Genomic DNA, 17,505 nt, shown 5'->3' on the forward strand with positions numbered 1-17,505 from the left:
GCTTGAAAAACCGAACCATTTGCCCCACGCCGTCCTCGAACAGCAACAACTGTCGAGAAGCTGCCATGCGCATCGGTGTCCTCACCCACCTCAAACACCCGGTTCGTCAACCCTTCCCCGGCGGCCTGGAGGCGTTCACCTATGATGCGACGCTAGGCCTGCGCGACCTCGGCCACGACGTCACTCTGTTCGCCAGCTCCTCCAGCGCCGCAGAACTGCACGCGGTACCGATTCTCGATGACAGCACCTACCAGCACGGCAACCGCCCGCTCGCCAGCGAGTACATCGACGAGCACCATGCCTACCTCAAGACCCTGCTGCAGATCGACCGCTACGGTTTCGACGTGATCTTCAACAACAGCCTGCACTACGTGCCCGTGACCATGGCCTCGCTGATCCACACGCCCATGCTCACGGTGCTGCACACACCTCCGTTTTTCGAATTGGTCGAGGCCCTGAGCAATACGCGTCGCAGCGGCTGGTTCTGCACCTGTTCGACTGCCAATGCCCGCGCCTGGCGCGCCCAGGTGCCGGACTGTGAAGTGATCGCCAACGGTATCGACCTGGATTTCTGGTACCCGCGCGGCACGGTCGGCGAGCATGTGCTGTGGTTCGGCCGACTGATCCCCGATAAAGGCCCACAGCTGGCGATCGCCGCAGCGCTGCAGGCCGGCGTACAACTGCGCCTGGCTGGGCAGATCACCGATCAGGCATTTTTCGACGAACAGATCGCCCCGCACCTGGGTGAGCAGATCCGCTACCTCGGCCACCTCGATCGCGAGGCGCTGGCCGCCGAACTGTCCAGCGCCTCGGCGGCGTTGGTCACGCCCTGCTGGGAAGAACCCTTCGGCCTGGTAGTGGCCGAAGCCCTGGCCTGTGGCACTCCAGTCGCCGCCTTCGCCCGCGGCGCGTTGCCCGAACTGCTCAACGAGGACACCGGTGCCCTGGCCCCGGCCGGTGATGTGCCGGCGCTGGCCGAGGCCCTGCTCGTCGCCCGCGGCAAATCCCGCGTAGCCTGCCGTGAACGTGCCGAGGCGCAATGGAGCCATGCGCTGATGCTCAAACGTTACGAGAAGCTCCTGTACGAAGTGATGGCCGCCCATGCCGAACAGCAGCGCGACAATCGATCAACCGCGCCAGCCATGCCGGCCAGAGCGCAGCTGGGTGGCCACAATGGCTGAGGCGCCACTCTCAGGCGCAGACGCCACCCCTCAGGTCGGTTACTACGTTCACCACCACGGCCATGGCCATTGGCGCCGCGCCCAGGCCATCGCCGAACACCTCCAGTGTCCGGTCACGCTGATCGGCAGCCACCTGCCGCCGCTCCCGGCACCGCTCCAACGCCTGGACCTGCCCGCCGACACCGCCCCAGGCATGCAGGTCGAACGCTTCGCCACGCTGCACTACGCGCCCTTGGCCGTCGACGGCCTGCGCGAGCGCATGGCGCTGCTGACAAACTGGATGAACCGCCACTGGCCGTGCCTGCTGGTGGTCGATGTTTCGGTCGAGGTGGCCCTGCTCGCGCGCCTGCTGGGCGTTCCGACGGTGTACATCCGCCAGCACGGTCAGCGCGACGACCCTGCCCACCTGCAGGCCTATGCCTGTGCCTCGGCCCTGTTGGCGCCGTGGCCGGCCTTGATGGAAAGCCTCGATGCCGAGCGCCCAGGCACCCCCGCCATCGTGCGCCACACCCGCTACAGCGGCTGGCTGTCGCGTTACCCTCAAGGCCGCAACGCCGCCGCTGAAACCGGCCGGGTACTGGTGATCATCGGCCAGGGCGGCACCGCCATCGGCACTTGCGAGTTGCTCGCCTTGGCCCAGGCTTGCCCAAGCTATCAATTCAGAGTCATCGGCCTGGCGCCCGACCACGGCCGGCTATGCGCCGCCAACTTGGTCGATCTGGGCCAGGTGCCTGAGCCCTTCGACGAACTGTGCCGCGCCGAAATCGTCATCGGCAGCGCCGGCGATGGCGTGGTCTCCGAAGCCGCCAGCCTGGGCTGTCGCTATGTGGCCATTGCCGAATCGCGACCGTTCGATGAACAGCTGCACCAGGCCCGTCGCTTGCAGGCTTTAGGCCTGGCCATCGGCCTGGATGCCTGGCCTGCTGCCGAGCACTGGCCGCAACTGCTGCAACAGGCCCGCGCCCTCGACCCTGGGCAATGGCAACGCGGCGGCCCAATGGCTGATTCGCCCGCGCACGCGGCGCGGATCATTGAAGACACCCTGCGCGAACACTTCGTCAGTAGCCCCGCGCCGTTCAGTAGCCCCGCGTCGTAAGGCAAGCGTCGATCTGCGCCTGACTCGGCAGGCGCAGCACTTCAAGCTCGCTCGCCGTCCAGCGCACCAGCCCGCGCTCCACGAAGCCCTGCAGCCAGCCCTCCATCGGCCAGCGTTGCCATTGCCGATAAAACCGCTGGGCGTTGGCGACGATGGCTTCAAGGTGATTGAGCGGGGGATCGTACATCGGGTGGTATTGATGAAAGGCCAAGGCCGCGGCGCTCAACAGCGTCACCCCTTGCGCCTGCGCCCGAAACGCAAAGTCGGTGTCCTCACCGCCATAGCCTGCGTACCCCTCATCGAAGCCGCCGATGCGCGCGAAGGTCGCGGCGCTGCACGCGAAGTTCAGCGACCAGAACAGCGCGTAAGGCATGGCTGTGCCCGGCGCCGTCCGATGCACCGCCAACGGATGCGCCACCGCGTCACGCAGCAACGACGCCGCGCTCCACTGCGCAGTGCTGGCAGCCTCGGGCAGATAGCGCACCTCGCCCAGATGCAGGGCCTGCGGGTGTGCATGGAGCGCCTGGGTATAGGTGGCGATCAAGTCGGCCGCCGGGATGCAATCGACATCGAGGAACACCCACTCTGCGCCCTGGCCAGTCACAGCGTTGCGCGCTCGCGCCAAGGGCAAGCGTCCATCAGGCTCGTCAATGCGCAACGCATGGATCGGGAAGTGCGGGCTGTGCAGTGCCAGCGGCGGCTGATTCATGAACACCACCCACAGCCCGGCGATCGGCTGGGTCGAACGTTCGAGGCCGAGAATCAGATTGCGCAGTTGCCGCTCGCGGCCGTGGACCAGGGTGATGACGTTCATGCAGCGCTCCGAAGGATCAGTCAGCAATGGACCCTGCCCGCACAGAGATGATTCCCACCCGTCACCGCTGCGCCGGCCCAACGCACCAATGGCCGCAGCGCTGGTCTAAACAGACTACCCGTTGCAGGAGCGCTACGCATATGACTCTTCCCCGCCCACCGGATCCCGTCCCCGATCCCGCCGATCCCGATGACGAAGACCTGATCAACGATCCGGGCAATGAAGACCCGGGGTCCATCGAAAAGGACGCGCTGGTGCCTCTGATCGAGGACGACGACGCGCCCTGATCGCGTCCGCAAGCGCTCCAAGGGGCGGTAATCGGCAGGCCAGTCCCGCTGCCAGCGGCTCCGGCGCGCACTGCTTTTCGCAAATCCGCCCCGCGCGCTATATGCTGGCGGATGTTTTCCATTGCGAGCAGCGCGCACCCTCGCCTGCCAACCCAAGGCCTGCCAATGACAACGACGTCCTCCAGCGCTGTGCAGCGTGATCACCGCCCTTCCAGCAGCCTGGCGTTCCCGGTGGTCGGCATCGGCGCCTCGGCCGGCGGCCTGCAGGCCATCAAGGAATTCTTCGAGTACGCCCCGCGCGATACCGGCATGGCCTTCGTGGTCATTTTGCACCTGTCCCCCGATCACCAGAGCGTCGCAGGCAAGATCATCCAGGACTCCACGCGCATGCCAGTGCTGCAAGTCAGCGAAGGCGTGCCCATCGAAGCCAACCACGTCTATGTGATCTCCCCGGCGCAAACACTGAGCATGGACAATGGCTGGCTGCGCATCGAGCCGCCGCAACCGCGCAACGGCATGCATGTGGCGATCGATCTTTTCTTCCGCGCGCTGGCCGACGTGCATCAGGAGCGAGCCTTTTGCATCGTGCTTTCGGGCACCGGCTCCGACGGCGCCGTGGGCCTGACACGCATCAAGGAACAGGGCGGCGTGACCATGGCCCAGGCGTTGGACGATGCCGAGTTCGACGCCATGCCGCGCGCCGCCATCGCCACGCAGATGGTCGACCTGGTGCTGCCCGTGGCACAGATGCCGGCCAAACTGGTGGAGCTCTGGCACAACTCGCGCTTCATCCAGCTGCCATTGCCCAGCGAAGACACGCTGTTGCGGCCTACCAGCGAGCGCGAGGCCGTGGCCGCCGAACAATTGCTGCAGGACATCCTCGGGCAACTGCGCACCGGCACCGGTCACGACTTCAAGCACTACAAGCGCGCCACGGTGCTGCGCCGCATCGAGCGCCGCATGCAGGTCACCGCCCAGCCCGACCTGCGCGCCTACTATCTGTACCTGCAGGACCGCCCTGAAGAGACCCGCGCGCTGCTCGACGACATGCTCATCGGCGTCACCAACTTCTTCCGCGACCACGAAGCCTTCGACGCCCTGGAGCGCGATGTGCTGCCCCTGGTGGTCAATGGCGGCGACGGACCCCGGCCGGAAAAGGACGAGATCCGCGTATGGTCGGCGGGTTGTTCGACCGGCGAAGAAGCCTACAGCCTGGCCATGGCGTTCGGCGACCGCATGCTCGCCGACGACAGCCAGGCCAAGCTGCAGGTATTCGCCACCGACATCGACGAGCGCGCCATCAGCCATGGCCGCCTGGGCCTCTACAACCAGGCGATCATCACCGACGTGCCAGCCGCGCGCCTGCGTCAGTACTTCCTCAAGGAAGAAGACCACTTTCGCATCCGCAAGGAAGTCCGCGAGCGGGTGTTGTTCGCCAAGCACAGCCTGCTCTCGGACCCACCCTTCTCGCAGATCGACCTCATCACCTGCCGTAACCTGCTGATCTACCTCGACCGCGAGGTGCAGCGCGAAATCCTGCAGATGTTCCACTTCGCTCTGCGACCGGGCGGCTACCTGTTCCTCGGCTCGTCAGAATCGGCCGATGCCTGCCCTGATCTGTTCGCGCCCCTGGACAAACGCAACCGCATCTTCCGCGCCAAGACCGGCACCGCCACCAGCCGCCGCACCCCGACCATGCCGCGCGGCGGCTACGTGCGCAGTCAGCCCACTATCAAGCCGGATCAGGCACTGGCACCGCGCAAGCTGTCGGTGGCCGACATCCACCTGCGCGCCATCGAAAAAAGCGCACCGCCCAGCCTGATCGTCGACGCCAACGCCGACATCCTGCACATGACTGAAAGCGTCGGCCGCTATCTGCGCATGGTCGGCGGCGAACTGAGCCGCAATCTGCTGACCCTGATCCACCCCGACCTGCGCCTGGAAATCCGTACCGCGCTGTTTCAGATGCACCAGAGCGGCGCAGCGGTACGCTCGCGCCAGGTCCAGGTCGAACGCGAGGGGCGCTCCTACCTGATCGAGCTGACCGCCCAGCCTTACAAGGATGCCGAAGTCGAAGGCGAGTTCGCCCTGGTGCTGATCGCTGAAACCGAGCTCGATGCCGCCGAACAGCACGTACGGGCCGCAGTGCAAACCGACAACCAGGTGCTCTCCAACCTCGAGCGCGAGTTGCAGCGCACCAAGCTGCACCTGCAGGACACCATCGAACAGGCCGAGGTCTCCAGCGAAGAACTCAAGGCCTCAAACGAAGAAATGCAGGCCATCAACGAAGAGCTGCGCTCGGCCACCGAAGAGCTCGAAACCAGCAAGGAAGAGCTGCAGTCGATCAATGAAGAACTGCTCACGGTCAACTACGAGCTGAAGACCAAGGTTGAAGAAACCGACAAGATCAACGATTACCTGACCAATCTCATCGCCTCCACCGACATCGCCACGGTGTTCGTCGACCGCAGCATGCGCATCAAATGGTTCACCCCGCGCGCCACCGAGATCTTCAGCATGCTGCCGGTCGACACTGGCCGTTCGCTGCTCGATATCACCCATCGCCTGGATTACGTCGACCTGGCCGGCGACGCCGCCAGCGTGTTCGAGACCCTGACCTTGATCGAGCGCGAGGTCAGCAGCACCGATCAGCGCTGGTACATCGTGCGCCTGCTGCCTTATCGCTCCAGCGAAGACCACATCGACGGCACCGTGCTGACCTTCATCGATATCACTCAGCGGCGCCTGGCCGAAGAGGAACTGCGCCGCAGCGAAGAGGCCATGCGCCAGGCGGTGAGCCAACGCTCCACCAGCCTCAAGGACGAGTTTTTCGCGGTCATGTCCCACGAACTCAAGCATCCGCTCAACCTCATCCAGCTCAACGCCGAACTGCTGCGCCGCTTGCCCGACTTCAACAAGCCGGGCCAGGTGGCCAAGTCGCTGGACACCATCCGCGATGCGGTCAGCAACCAGGCGCGGATCATCGACGACCTGCTCGATGAAGCCCGCGTGCGCACCGGCAAGCTCAAGCTGATGCGCGGCCCGCTCGATCTGGTCAGCGTGCTGCGCGGCATTCACAACGTGGTCAATCTCGACGAGCTGGGCCATGAGGTGCATCTGCAAGTGCCCGGCGCCGCAGAGCCGGCACTGATCATTGATGCCGACCCGACGCGCATCGAACAGGTGCTGTGGAATCTGATCAACAACGCCCTGAAGTTCACCCCGTCGCCAGGCAAGATCTGGATGGTCGCCGAGCGCGACCACGACATGGCGCGGGTGCGCATCATCGACAGCGGCGTCGGCATCAGCGCCGAGCACCTGGGCAAGGTCTTCGATCTGTTCGGGCAGGCCGGCGGCGCCCACTCCACCTATCAGCGCGAAGGTCTGGGAATCGGCCTGTCGCTGGTCAAGCAGCTGACCGAAGCCCACGGCGGTCGCGTTCAGGTCGAATCCGACGGCATTGGCCGCGGCAGCACTTTCACCCTCTGGCTGCCATTGAACCTGCACGAGTGCGAACGCCCGCCGGTGGAGTTCAAGGAACAGGCCGGGCGCCTCAAGGGCTTGACCGTGCTGCTGGTCGACGACGCCCCCGAAGTGCTCGAAACCTTGCAGATGCTGCTGGAAATGGAAGAAGCCCAGGTCACTGCCTTCAGCGACCCGCTGCTAGCGCTGGAAGCCGCGAGCCGGCAGCTGTTCGACCTGATCGTATCGGACATCGGCATGCCGAAGATGAACGGTCACGAGCTGATGAGTGCCCTGCGTATGCTGCCCAACACCAAGGACACCCCCAGCCTGGCCCTGACCGGCTATGGCGCCAACGACGATGCGCTCAAGGCCCGCAGCGCCGGCTTCACCCGGCACCTGGGCAAGCCGGTGGCCTATGACGACCTGATCGACGCTCTGGAAGAGATCCGTGAACCACTGCGCTGATAAGGCCCTTGGCGTGACCCCAAGGTCCCGTGAACCGGGTCACGCTTCGGGTCATTGACTGGCCAAAAACTGGACGTTCGTCGGAAATCCGCCAAACTTCATTCATCTACCCTGCTACGGGTCCGATACACCGGCTGTAGACAAAAGACTTCAGGGACGTGTCCGGGCCCGCTCGTCGGCCTCATGAACACAGTCGTCGGCAATGTCGCCGCGCACAGGCAACACCCACGCCAAGGTATCGATGAGCAAAGGACTTCACTCTCCGTATTCGCGCAAGGACCCTTGGTGGCGGCGCTACGGCCATTTTCTGCTGCCGGTCTGCGTCTTGCTGATCGGCCTGGCGCTGTCGGTGTTCGTCGGTCTGCTGGACCTGCAACACCGTGGCAGCGAAGAGCGCGCCGACATCCGCCTGCGCCTGAGCCTGCTCAGCGCCCAGGCACAGACCCAGGTGCGCAACACCTTCAGCCAGACCGAAGGCATCACCCAACTGCTGAGCGTCGACGGCGGCATCAGCGCCGCGCATTTTCACGGCATGACCGACGAGGCCAAGGCCGCGGTGCCGGCGTTGCAGCACATCGTCCTGGCCCCCAAGGACGTGATCAGCGACGTCTGGCCACTGGCAGGCAACGAAATCCTCATCGGCCTGGATTTTCGCAATATCCCCGATCAATACCCCATGGTGCACCTGTCACGGGCGCTGGGTATTCCCATCCTCACCGGCCCCATCGACCTGATCCAGGGCGGCCGCGCGCTGGTCTACCGGCGCCCGGTGTTCCAGGCTTCCGGCACCGGCTCCACGCAGTACTGGGGCATGGTCTCGGTGGCCGTCGACGTCGACGCGCTGATTCGCGCCACCGGCATGAATACCGACGGCCCGCTGGCACTGGCGTTGCGCGACCGGCAGAACAAACCCGTGTGGGGCGACCAGAGCAGTTTCGACAACGATCCGGTGACCACCGGCGTCGAGATCCCGGGCGGGCGCTGGCAGCTGGCGGGCGTACCGCGCGGCGGTTGGTCGGCGTTCACCCTCCTCGACTCCACGGTATTCGCCCTGAGCCTGTTCGCCACCGCGATATTCACCGCGTTCGCACTGCAGATGAGCCGCACCCAGATCCTCATGCGCCGGCGCAACGACGAGCTCAACGGCGAGATCAGCGAACGCCTGCAGGCCGAGCAGCGGCTGGCGCAACTGGCCCACTACGACTCGATCACGGGCCTGGCCAACCGCGTGCTGTTTCGCCAACGGCTGGTCCAGGCCATCGAATCTGTGGTGGGCCAGCGTTCCTTTCTGGCGGTGATGATTCTCGACATCGACGGCTTCAAGTCCATCAACGACACCCTGGGCCACGCCATGGGTGACCTGCTGCTGCGCCATGCCACCCAGCGTTTCGTCGACAGCGTGCACGGTGGCGATACGGTTGCGCGACTGGGCGGCGACGAGTTCGGTTTCATCCTCCAGCACCTGGAGCATCCCGAAGACGCCGTGCATGTGGTGGGCCAGTTGTTGCGTTCGCTGGCCCTGCCCTTCGATCTCAATGGTAACGCCGCGCTGGTGACCGCCAGCATCGGCGTTGCAATCTGCCCGCTGGACGGCAGCAATGCCGAGGACCTGCTGCGCCATGCCGATACGGCGATGTACAGCGCCAAGGAGTCGGGCCGTAACGATTTTCGCTTCTACCAGGCTGCCATGACCCAGCAGATCAAACGCCGGGTCGACATGGAGCACGCGTTGCGCCGGGCCTTGGGCCAAGGCGAGTTCGAGGTCTGGTATCAGCCGCGCCTGAACCTGTCCAACGGCCAACTCGAAGGCGCCGAAGCGCTGCTGCGTTGGCGCGATCCGCAACTGGGGCTGATCATGCCCAGCGATTTCATCCCGCTGGCCGAGCGGACCGGGCAGATTATCGCCATCGGCGAATGGGTACTCGACCAGGCCTGCCAGCACATCCGCGACTGGCGTGCTCAGGGCTGCCTGATCGACAGGGTCGCAGTCAATGTCGCGGCGCCGCAGATCGAACGCAGCGATTTCGTCGGTACGGTGCGCGCGGCGCTGTCGCGCCACCAATTGCCCGGCGAAGCGCTGGAAGTGGAAGTCACTGAAAGCCTGCTGCTCGAAAGTCACGAGGCGGCCAGCGGCGTGTTGCGCGAATTGCAGAGCATGGGCGTGACCACTGCCATCGACGACTTCGGCACCGGCTACTCGTCGATGGCCTACCTCAAGCGCCTGCCCATCGACCACCTCAAAGTCGATCAGGCGTTTATCCGCGATCTGCCTAACGACCAGGGCGACGTGGCGATCGTGCAGGCGATCATCGCCCTCAAGCGCGCGATGAATTTTCGCATGACCGCCGAAGGCATCGAGACCCGTGCCCAGTACGAGTTTCTTCGCGACGCGGGCTGCGATGCCGGTCAGGGGTATTTCATCAGTCGGCCGCTGCCGGCGGCGGAGTTCGCCAGCTGGCTGTTGCGTCATGGGGCGTGCGCGGTCGTGTGAGGGCCATCGGTGGCCTTGCCATGAGGAGGGATATTCCTTAGTGCATCGGTATCTACGCCCTCCGGCGAGCGGGGCCGTGCAACCCTTATTCCGTTTCGTCAGCCGAATGGCAGACCGGCTATTTCCGTCCAATGGTCGGATCGATATCGCCGCACGAAGGTCAAATCTTTTGATCGGATCGCGCCAGCGTTCGCGACATTTCTCAATTGGCAGAACATTCGTCAAACATGAATGGCTGTCCCCCCGCCTTATCAAGGAATCGACAATGGCCTCAATCGAAGAAGTGCTCGACAGCCTGGATCCACCACTGAAGCATTCCTGTGAACGACAGGGCAGCAGCTTGCGGCTGGTCCTCACCGACCCCGCGGTGCACCAAAGCGTGGAGCGGCGCCTGACGCCCAAGGAGCTGCAAAACTCCTTGGCATTCCAGATGGTGCTGCTGTACGCCGTCAACGAAATACGCGGATTAGGCTCGCACGCCAAACTTGAGGTCTTGCCGCCGGTGGATCCGATCAATTTGGACTGACAGCCCTGAATCCGCCTTGGCAGCGCAGTCTTCATCTACGAAGTTCGAACCTTTGCTTGCAGCCTCTCGTCGTAACTGCAGGGCCCGTTCAATCGAGGCCCTGCCCCTAGGTGACGAGGACTGCGACATGAACATCATCCATCCCCAGGCAGCCCGCTATCGCCCTTACGCTGACGCCTCCGGAGGCTGGGGCTCGGCGTTTTCGGTGATGAACATTCTCTGGCGCCAACAAGCCCTCGCCCAGGCCCCTTTGGCCTTGTTCAAGCAGAACAAGCCTGATGGCTTCGCCTGTGTCAGCTGCGCCTGGGCCAAGCCCGGCAATCCCCACGCGCTGGAGTTCTGCGAAAACGGCGCCAAAGCCACGGCGTGGGAGTTGACGTCCAAGAAGACCGGTCCGGATTTCTTCGCCCAGCACCCGGTCAGCGAACTGCGCAACTGGAGCGACTACGACCTGGAGCGCCACGGGCGCCTGACCCATCCGCTGCGCTTCGACGCCGCCAGCGGCCATTACCAGGCTGTCGAATGGGAGCAGGCCTACCGCGAGATCGGTGCGCAGCTGCGCACCCTGGCGCCCGACAGCGTGGTGTTCTACGCCTCTGGTCGCGCGTCGCTCGAAGCCTCGTTCATGTGGCAGCTGTTCGCCCGTGCGTTCGGCACCAACAACCTGCCCGACAGCTCCAACATGTGCCACGAGAGCACCTCCGTGGGTTTGCAGGAGAGCATCGGCGTGCCGGTGGGCACGGTGACCCTGGCCGATTTCGAGCACACCGACTGCATCTTTTTCTTCGGCCAGAACGTCGGCAGCAACAGCCCGCGCATGCTCCATCCGCTGCAGGAAGCACGCAAGCGCCAAGTGCCGATCATCACCTTCAACCCGATACGCGAGCGCGGCCTGGAGCGTTTCGTCAATCCACAGTCGCCGACCGAAATGCTTGGCCCGGAATCGACCATCATCAGCACCCAGTACCATCAGGTGAAGATCGGCGGCGATACCGCGGCGGTCATGGGCATCATCAAGGCGCTGCTGGCGATGGACCGCGAAGCGTCGGCCCAGGGGCGCGCGGCAGTGCTCGACCACGCATTCATTGCGCAGCACACCGAAGGTCTCGACAGCGTGGTTGCCGAGGCCGACGGGCACGAGTGGGCGCAACTCGAACGCCGTTCGGGCCTCGATCGCGGTGCCATGGAAGCCGCCGCCACGGTCTATGCGCGCAGCGACAAGGTGATGATCGTCTACGGCATGGGCATGACCCAGCACCGCCACGGCGTGCAGAACGTGCAGATGCTGGTCAATCTGTTGCTGCTGCGCGGCAACATCGGCAAGGTCGGCGCCGGGATCTGCCCGGTACGTGGCCATTCCAACGTGCAAGGCCAGCGCACGGTCGGTATTACCGAAGACCCGGCCAAGGTGCCGAAGGACAAGCTCGAAGCGCTGTTCGGCATCCAGGTGCCGCCCCACAAGGGCCTGGCCACGGTGGACGCCTGCAAGGGCATTCTCGATGGCAGCGTAAAGGGCTTTATCGGCCTGGGCGGCAACTTCCTGCGGGCCGTGCCGGACACCAGCCGTATGGAGCCGGCCTGGGAGGGCCTGAGCCTGAACGTGCAAGTGGCCACCAAGCTCAATCGCACCCACCTGTTCCCCGGCAGCAACGGCTGGCTGCTGCCGTGCCTGGGGCGCATCGAAAGCGACCGTCAGGACGGTGTCGAGCAGGTCTACAGCACCGAAGACAGCACCGGCTGCGTCAGGGCCTGGAAAGGCACCAGCACCCCGGCCAGCGAGCATCTGCGCGCTGAGGTGGCGATTATCGCCGCCCTCGCCCAGGCCACCCTGAGCGGTGCCGAACGCGTGCCGTGGGAGGCTTGGCGGCGGGACTATGCCCTGATCCGCGCGGCCATCGCCGAGGTCTACCCGCAGATCTTCCACGACATGGAAACGCGCATGTGGGAGCCCGGCGGTTTCCATCGGCCACTGGGCGCCTATGAACGCAAGTGGACCACGCCGTCGGGCAAGGCGCAGTTCGTCGCCCCGCAGGGCCTGGATGAGGACGATGATGTCGCCACCTCGCCAAGCCGCCGCGACGTGCTGCAACTGATGACGCTACGCAGCAACGATCAGTTCAACACCACTGTGTATGGCTACAACGACCGCTTTCGCGGGGTGCAGGGGACGCGCACGGTGATTTTCCTCAATCGCAGCGACATCGTCCGTTTCGGCCTGGCGGCGGGAGACTGGGTGACGGTACGCACGGCTATCGAGCCCGAGGTGCTGCGGGAAGTGGGGCCGCTGCAGATCATCGCCTACGACATCCCGGCTGGCTGCGCGGCGGCCTACTACCCTGAGTGCAACGCCTTGGTGCCGCTGTGGCACCACGCCGAACGCAGCAAGGTGCCAGCGGCCAAGTCGGTGCCGGTGACCCTGCGCAAGGTGCAGCCGGGGCCTGCGGATCTTGAGCATGCGCTGCCGACGAAAGACCAGGTGGCCTGAAAGGGCTGTAACAAGGTTGATGGGCCCTTTTGCCGCCGAACGCGCACCCTATGCAAGCAAGGGTGCGCGTTCGGCGACGACAGGGCCCATTGGATTCAGCCCATAGCTAGGATCAGCCTAACGCGGCTCATGCATCGGGCAACCGTTGTGCGTGGCGCGAAACCCCGACGACATCTCATACGCCGGCTTGCGCACGCGCATCACTCCCCCCAGCGGCCGATGCTGCGCCAACCCGTGCCAAGGGCTGAACGCCATGCCGTCGTCGATATCCCTGACCCCTTCGCTGCTCCAGGCCGGCTGCGCCGGGACTTCAATGCGCGCCACCGTCACATAGGGGCTGAGGTCTTCGGGCCAGGTCACCGAGGCGTCTTCGATCGGCATCTTCTCGGCATCGGTGGCCAGCTGGATGCGCACCTCCCAGATCCCGCCCTGCGTGCTGAAGTACTCGCTCACCGCCTGGCGCAGGCCATCAGGATTGTCGTCCAGATCCACTGGCTGGTCGGTCAACGCCGTCAGCGACGGCGCGACCGGGACCACCGCCAACTTGGCGTAATACGGCCCGTAAAGGAACGGCACCACGGTGTTGAAGCTCTCGCCCAGGACATGGGTCTTCGGGTGGCCACCCAGGCTCTTGAGGGTCCCGCTTTCACCGCCCATGGACTCGATGGCCGACTCGACGCCACGCAACACGGCCGACAACGCCTTTTTCAATCCGGGGCCTTTGTCGGTGGTCTTGGCCAGCAGTTTCAGGGTCTTGAGGAACGCCTTGGGCGTCGGCGCGGTAAAGGCTTTGGCGTTCTGCATGACGAAGTCCTGAGTCACGTCACCTTCGCTGCCCGGCAACCGCGCGCCCTCTACGCCAATGATCTTCAGCGCCAGTCCGCGAGGGGTCGAGACTTTGTCGTCGAGTACGTCGCCTGGGTTGGTGGAAAAGCGCAGGACCACCGGCAGTGTGCCCGGCGTGGCGAATGCGCCTTGGGCAAACTCCGGCGCCAGATTGTCCAGCACGGTGATATGGCCGCGTAGCAGCCCGTGACCCTTGGCGTGCACGCTGCGGTAGGCGTGACCGTGATCATCGAAGGTGGTCTGCATGATGCCGCGCAGGGTGTCGGCCAGCTCCTTGGCGGTTTCGGCTTCGTCTTCCGGGATTTGCTCGAAGGACGGCTGAAACGGAATCGGGTGCACAGTGGATCGGGTCGCGGGAAGATCGCTCATCGGTGTTTCCTCAGGGGCTGGTCATCACGAGCAACGGTGCTGAGCACTATGAATGTGCTACTCGCGAGTCGCCGCACTGCGGATGACTGGCAGGCGCGTGCGGATGTTCAAATGGCTTGCTGATTATGACGACCAGTGGCTCGGCAATGGATTTGCAGGAGGCTGGTAGCGCTTGCGACAACGCCCCTGATGCTCAGACGCGCATCGACACCGCTGGATGGCCCTCGCACAACGATGCGTTACATCCGTTTGAACGGCCACCGCACGCACAATGTCGGTATGGATAACGCCGGCCTGTCCGGCCCAACCCTGCGAACGAGGTAGTTATGGATTTGGCAATCAAGGGGCGCGTGGCGCTCATCACCGGCGCCAGCGGCGGCATCGGCCTGGCCACGGCCAAGCAGCTCAGCGAAGAAGGCGTACACCTGATTCTCACCGACCTGAAACTCGATGCGCTGCAAAAAGCCGCTGCAGGCCTGCCCGGCGAGCCGCTGTTGCTGGCCGCCGACATGACCCAGCAAAGCGACGTCGACAACCTGATCAAACAAGGCGAAGCGCGCTTCGGCCAGGTGGATATCGTCGTGCACACGGCCGGTGTGACCGGCGCCAAAGGCGACCCGCTGGAACTGTCCGACGAGGACTATCAAGAAGCCTGGAGCACCGACTTTTTCTCTGCCGTGCGCGTCGCCCGCGCCGCCATCCCGCCCATGCGCGCCCGCGGCTGGGGCCGACTGGTGTGCATCACCTCGGAAAACTCGGTGCAACCCTACTGGGAAGAGGCCGTGTACAACGTCGCCAAGGCCGCACTGGGGGCGTTCATCAAGAACCTCTCTTACAAAGAGGCCGCCCACGGCGTGCTGTGCAACACCGTGGCACCCGCGTTCATCGAGACCGGCATGACCGACGGCATGATGAAAAAACGTGCCGAAGAGCTAGGGGTATCGTTCGAGCAAGCCATTCAAAGCTTCCTTGAAGAAGAGCGCCCCGGCATCGTGCAGAAACGCCGCGGCAAGGTCGAAGAGGTGGCGGCTGCCATCGCTCTGCTGGTGTCGGACCGCGCTTCGTTCATCAATGGCTCCAACCTGCGGGTCGACGGCGGATCGGTGCAAGCCATTCAGAATTGATCCGCAGTTAGCGGACCTGGGGCCGGTGGTGATAATGTCCCGGCCAGTGCTGCGCTCATCTGCCGAGCTATTCGAGGATCCCGCACCTTGGCCCCAAAACCCTCCGTCATGCTCGCGCTGGTGCTCGCCCTGTCCGCAGGGTCAGCACTCGCGCAGCCGCTCAGCTTCACGACGTACCAGCAACAGACCATCGCCTGGATGCAGCAGCACCGCGCCTTCCAGACCCCCGACCACGCCGCCGAAATCGCCTGGAACGCCCCGCGCGAATGGCGTCCCAGTGGCACCCCGAAAAAAGGCATTCTGCTGGTGCACGGCCTCGGCGACTCACCCTGGTCGTTCAACGATATCGGCCCGCAGTTGGCCAAGCAGGGTTATCTGGTGCGCACCCTCCTGCTGCCCGGCCATGGCACTCAGCCCAAGGACATGCTCGATGTCACCCTGGCGCAGTGGCAACAGGTCGTACGCGAGCAAGCGCAAGTGCTGCGCCAGGAAGTACCCGAGGTGTATCTGGGCGGTTTTTCGACCGGTGCCAATCTGGTGCTGGACTACGCCTACCAACACGACGACATCGCCGGGCTGGTGCTGTTCTCCCCAGCCTTTCGGCCGAGCAACGGCTATGCCTGGCTCACCCAGTACATCGGCTGGTTTCGGCCCTGGCTGGCCAAGCCCGACAGTGGCGTGCGGCCTATGCAGACCCCAGTGCGCTACCTCAACGTGCCCACTAACGGTTTCGCGCAGTTCTACCGCAGCGCCCTGCTCGCGCAATCCGACCTCAAGCGCGGCGTCTACACCAAGCCGGTGTTCATCGCTATTACCCAGCACGATTCGGTGCTCGATGCCGACTACGTGCTGCAACAATTCAACCGTCGCTTCACCAACCCCGCCAGCCGCCTGGTGTGGTACGGCAGCAGCCCGGCCCAGATCGACGCCCTGCCCAGGGTGCTGGCGCGCAGTGATTATCTGCCGGACCAGCGCATTGCCCAGTTCTCGCACATGAGCTTGCTGTTCTCGCCCGACAACCCGTTGTATGGCAGCCACGGTAGCCAGCGCCTCTGCTGGAACGGTCAGGACGCCCCCGACATGCAGAAGTGCCTGAAGGGCGAACCGGTATGGTATTCCGACTACGGCTTGCGCGAGCCGGGCAAGGTGTTTTCACGCCTGACGTTCAATCCGTATTTCCAGTGGCAGGCGCAAGTGATGCTGCAGGTGCTCGATGGCAATGTCGCGGCGCTGGCGCAATAGATGACGAGCGTCTAACCGAGGGGGCGGTGCAAATGCTCAGGCAGTGACCGCCCACAGCACGGCCATACATCGCATCCAGTCGTGGGGCGCTGTTGCGTACCGAGCGGACCGCATCCTTCACGGCGAAAACCGCACTCTTTTGATGCCCCGCAGCGCCCCCGCGCCCCACGACGGCATCATTTGCCGCACCCTGATCCGGCAAGTTGCCTTGGCCGGTTCGACACGCCGATTTGCACGCCAGAAGTAATGCCACTGGTGGCCACAGACAGCGCGTTGCCGACCCCTGAAACCACTCCGGATGCAATCGCACAGGCCAGTGGCATTACTTCCCGAACGCTCTAGATCAGCTCCTTGCGCCGTCAAAACTGGCATGCGTCTCGCGATACTTACGTTCTAGGTGCCGGCGTCATCGGCATCACCACTGCGTACTACCTGGCCAAGGCCGGGCGTGAAGTGACCGTGGTCGATCGCCAGCCCGAGTCGGCGAACGAAACCAGCTTTGCCAACGCCGGCCTGATCGCCCTAGGGCAATCCTATACCTGGGCGTCACCCAAGGCGCCGAAGATCCTGCTCAAGTCGCTGTTCCAGGAAGGTCAGGCGCTACGCTTGAAACTCAGCGCCGACCCGCAGATGTGGGCGTGGGCGGCTAAGTTCCTGAGCAACTGCAACGCCGAGCGCTCACGGCTCAACACCTCGCGCAAGCTGGTGCTCTGCCGTTACTCGCAGCAGCAATTGCAACCGCTGACCGCCACCGAAAGCCTGCACTAAGACCGTCTGAGCAAGGGGCTGCTGTACCTTTAACGCGATGCGGCATCCCCCCGCCGACTTCGAGCACATGCTGCAGGCCCGCCGCCAGCTGTTCCCGGGGGGGCCGATTACACCCAGCCAAGCTTCTGGGCCGGCTTGCGCCCGATGACTCCCGAAGGCACGCCGATCATTGGCCGCAGCCGCCACTGCAATCTGTTCCTCAACGTCGGCCACGGGCACATGGGCTGGACCATGTCCTGCGGCTCGGCACGCATCCTCACCGACCTGATGCTCGGCCGCAGCCCTGATATCGACCTCACCGGGATGACCCTGTCATGAACCTCAGCGCTACCACGGCAAAACCTTA

At 64.4% G+C, this 17,505-nt stretch carries 12 protein-coding genes and 1 pseudogene; 11 read left to right on the top strand and 2 right to left on the bottom strand.

The features are described 5' to 3' along the window. Positions 1 to 65: 65 nt before the first annotated feature. Together REH34_RS02195 and REH34_RS02200 are read left to right on the top strand one after the other, a co-directional pair. Entirely contained in the window at positions 66 to 1,181 is a 1,116-nt protein-coding gene (locus tag REH34_RS02195; RefSeq protein WP_311970583.1) for a glycosyltransferase, read from the top strand. After that, on the top strand, positions 1,174 to 2,277 hold the full coding sequence (locus REH34_RS02200) for a hypothetical protein (RefSeq protein WP_311970584.1): 1,104 nt from the start codon (positions 1,174 to 1,176) through the stop codon (positions 2,275 to 2,277). Before REH34_RS02195 ends, REH34_RS02200 begins: the two co-directional genes overlap by 8 nt. Here the strand turns inward: REH34_RS02200 and REH34_RS02205 are convergent. Further along, positions 2,258 to 3,091, bottom strand: coding sequence for a glycosyltransferase family 2 protein (locus REH34_RS02205; protein WP_226504600.1), 834 nt, complete (start codon positions 3,089 to 3,091; stop codon positions 2,258 to 2,260). The genes REH34_RS02200 and REH34_RS02205 overlap by 20 nt on opposite strands. A 140-nt stretch (positions 3,092 to 3,231) precedes the next feature. Between REH34_RS02205 and REH34_RS02210 the strand changes: the two genes are divergently transcribed. The 5 genes from REH34_RS02210 to REH34_RS02230 all read left to right on the top strand — a co-directional run bounded on the left by REH34_RS02210 (position 3,232) and on the right by REH34_RS02230 (position 12,810). After that, positions 3,232 to 3,378 carry a hypothetical protein gene (locus REH34_RS02210; protein ID WP_311970585.1) on the top strand — a complete coding sequence of 49 codons (147 nt, stop codon included), beginning with the start codon at positions 3,232 to 3,234 and terminating at the stop codon, positions 3,376 to 3,378. 165 nt (positions 3,379 to 3,543) lie between these two features. Next, a complete protein-coding gene (locus REH34_RS02215; RefSeq protein WP_311970586.1) occupies positions 3,544 to 7,308 on the top strand; it encodes a CheR family methyltransferase in 3,765 nt (1,254 codons plus the stop codon). 202 nt (positions 7,309 to 7,510) lie between these two features. Next, complete coding sequence (locus REH34_RS02220; RefSeq protein WP_311970587.1) at positions 7,511 to 9,799, top strand: EAL domain-containing protein; 2,289 nt, start codon at positions 7,511 to 7,513, stop codon at positions 9,797 to 9,799. Positions 9,800 to 10,064: 265 nt separating this feature from the next. Continuing rightward, positions 10,065 to 10,325, top strand: coding sequence for a hypothetical protein (locus REH34_RS02225; protein WP_311970588.1), 261 nt, complete (start codon positions 10,065 to 10,067; stop codon positions 10,323 to 10,325). 127 nt (positions 10,326 to 10,452) lie between these two features. Then, a complete protein-coding gene (locus tag REH34_RS02230) occupies positions 10,453 to 12,810 on the top strand; it encodes an FdhF/YdeP family oxidoreductase (RefSeq protein WP_311970589.1) in 2,358 nt (785 codons plus the stop codon). Positions 12,811 to 12,927: 117 nt separating this feature from the next. Here the strand turns inward: REH34_RS02230 and REH34_RS02235 are convergent, their stop codons facing one another. Further along, positions 12,928 to 14,025, bottom strand: a complete 1,098-nt coding sequence (locus REH34_RS02235) for a catalase family protein (RefSeq protein ID WP_226504606.1) — start codon at positions 14,023 to 14,025, stop codon at positions 12,928 to 12,930. A gap of 326 nt (positions 14,026 to 14,351) precedes the next feature. Between REH34_RS02235 and REH34_RS02240 the strand changes: the two genes are divergently transcribed. From REH34_RS02240 to REH34_RS02255, 4 genes and pseudogenes are all read left to right on the top strand, one after another. Further along, positions 14,352 to 15,149 (top strand): SDR family oxidoreductase, encoded by a 798-nt coding sequence (locus tag REH34_RS02240; protein ID WP_311970591.1) that lies wholly within the window; start codon positions 14,352 to 14,354, stop codon positions 15,147 to 15,149. Positions 15,150 to 15,257: 108 nt separating this feature from the next. Then, positions 15,258 to 16,391, top strand: coding sequence for an alpha/beta fold hydrolase (locus tag REH34_RS02245; RefSeq protein ID WP_311972031.1), 1,134 nt, complete (start codon positions 15,258 to 15,260; stop codon positions 16,389 to 16,391). A gap of 351 nt (positions 16,392 to 16,742) precedes the next feature. Beyond that, entirely contained in the window at positions 16,743 to 17,159 is a 417-nt protein-coding gene (locus REH34_RS02250; protein WP_311970592.1) for an FAD-dependent oxidoreductase, read from the top strand. A gap of 132 nt (positions 17,160 to 17,291) precedes the next feature. After that, positions 17,292 to 17,477: pseudogene (locus REH34_RS02255) on the top strand (FAD-dependent oxidoreductase); the annotation flags it as partial. Positions 17,478 to 17,505: the final 28 nt, after the last annotated feature.

Origin of the sequence: Pseudomonas baltica (genome assembly GCF_031880315.1) — a bacterium.
Lineage (GTDB): Bacteria > Pseudomonadota > Gammaproteobacteria > Pseudomonadales > Pseudomonadaceae > Aquipseudomonas.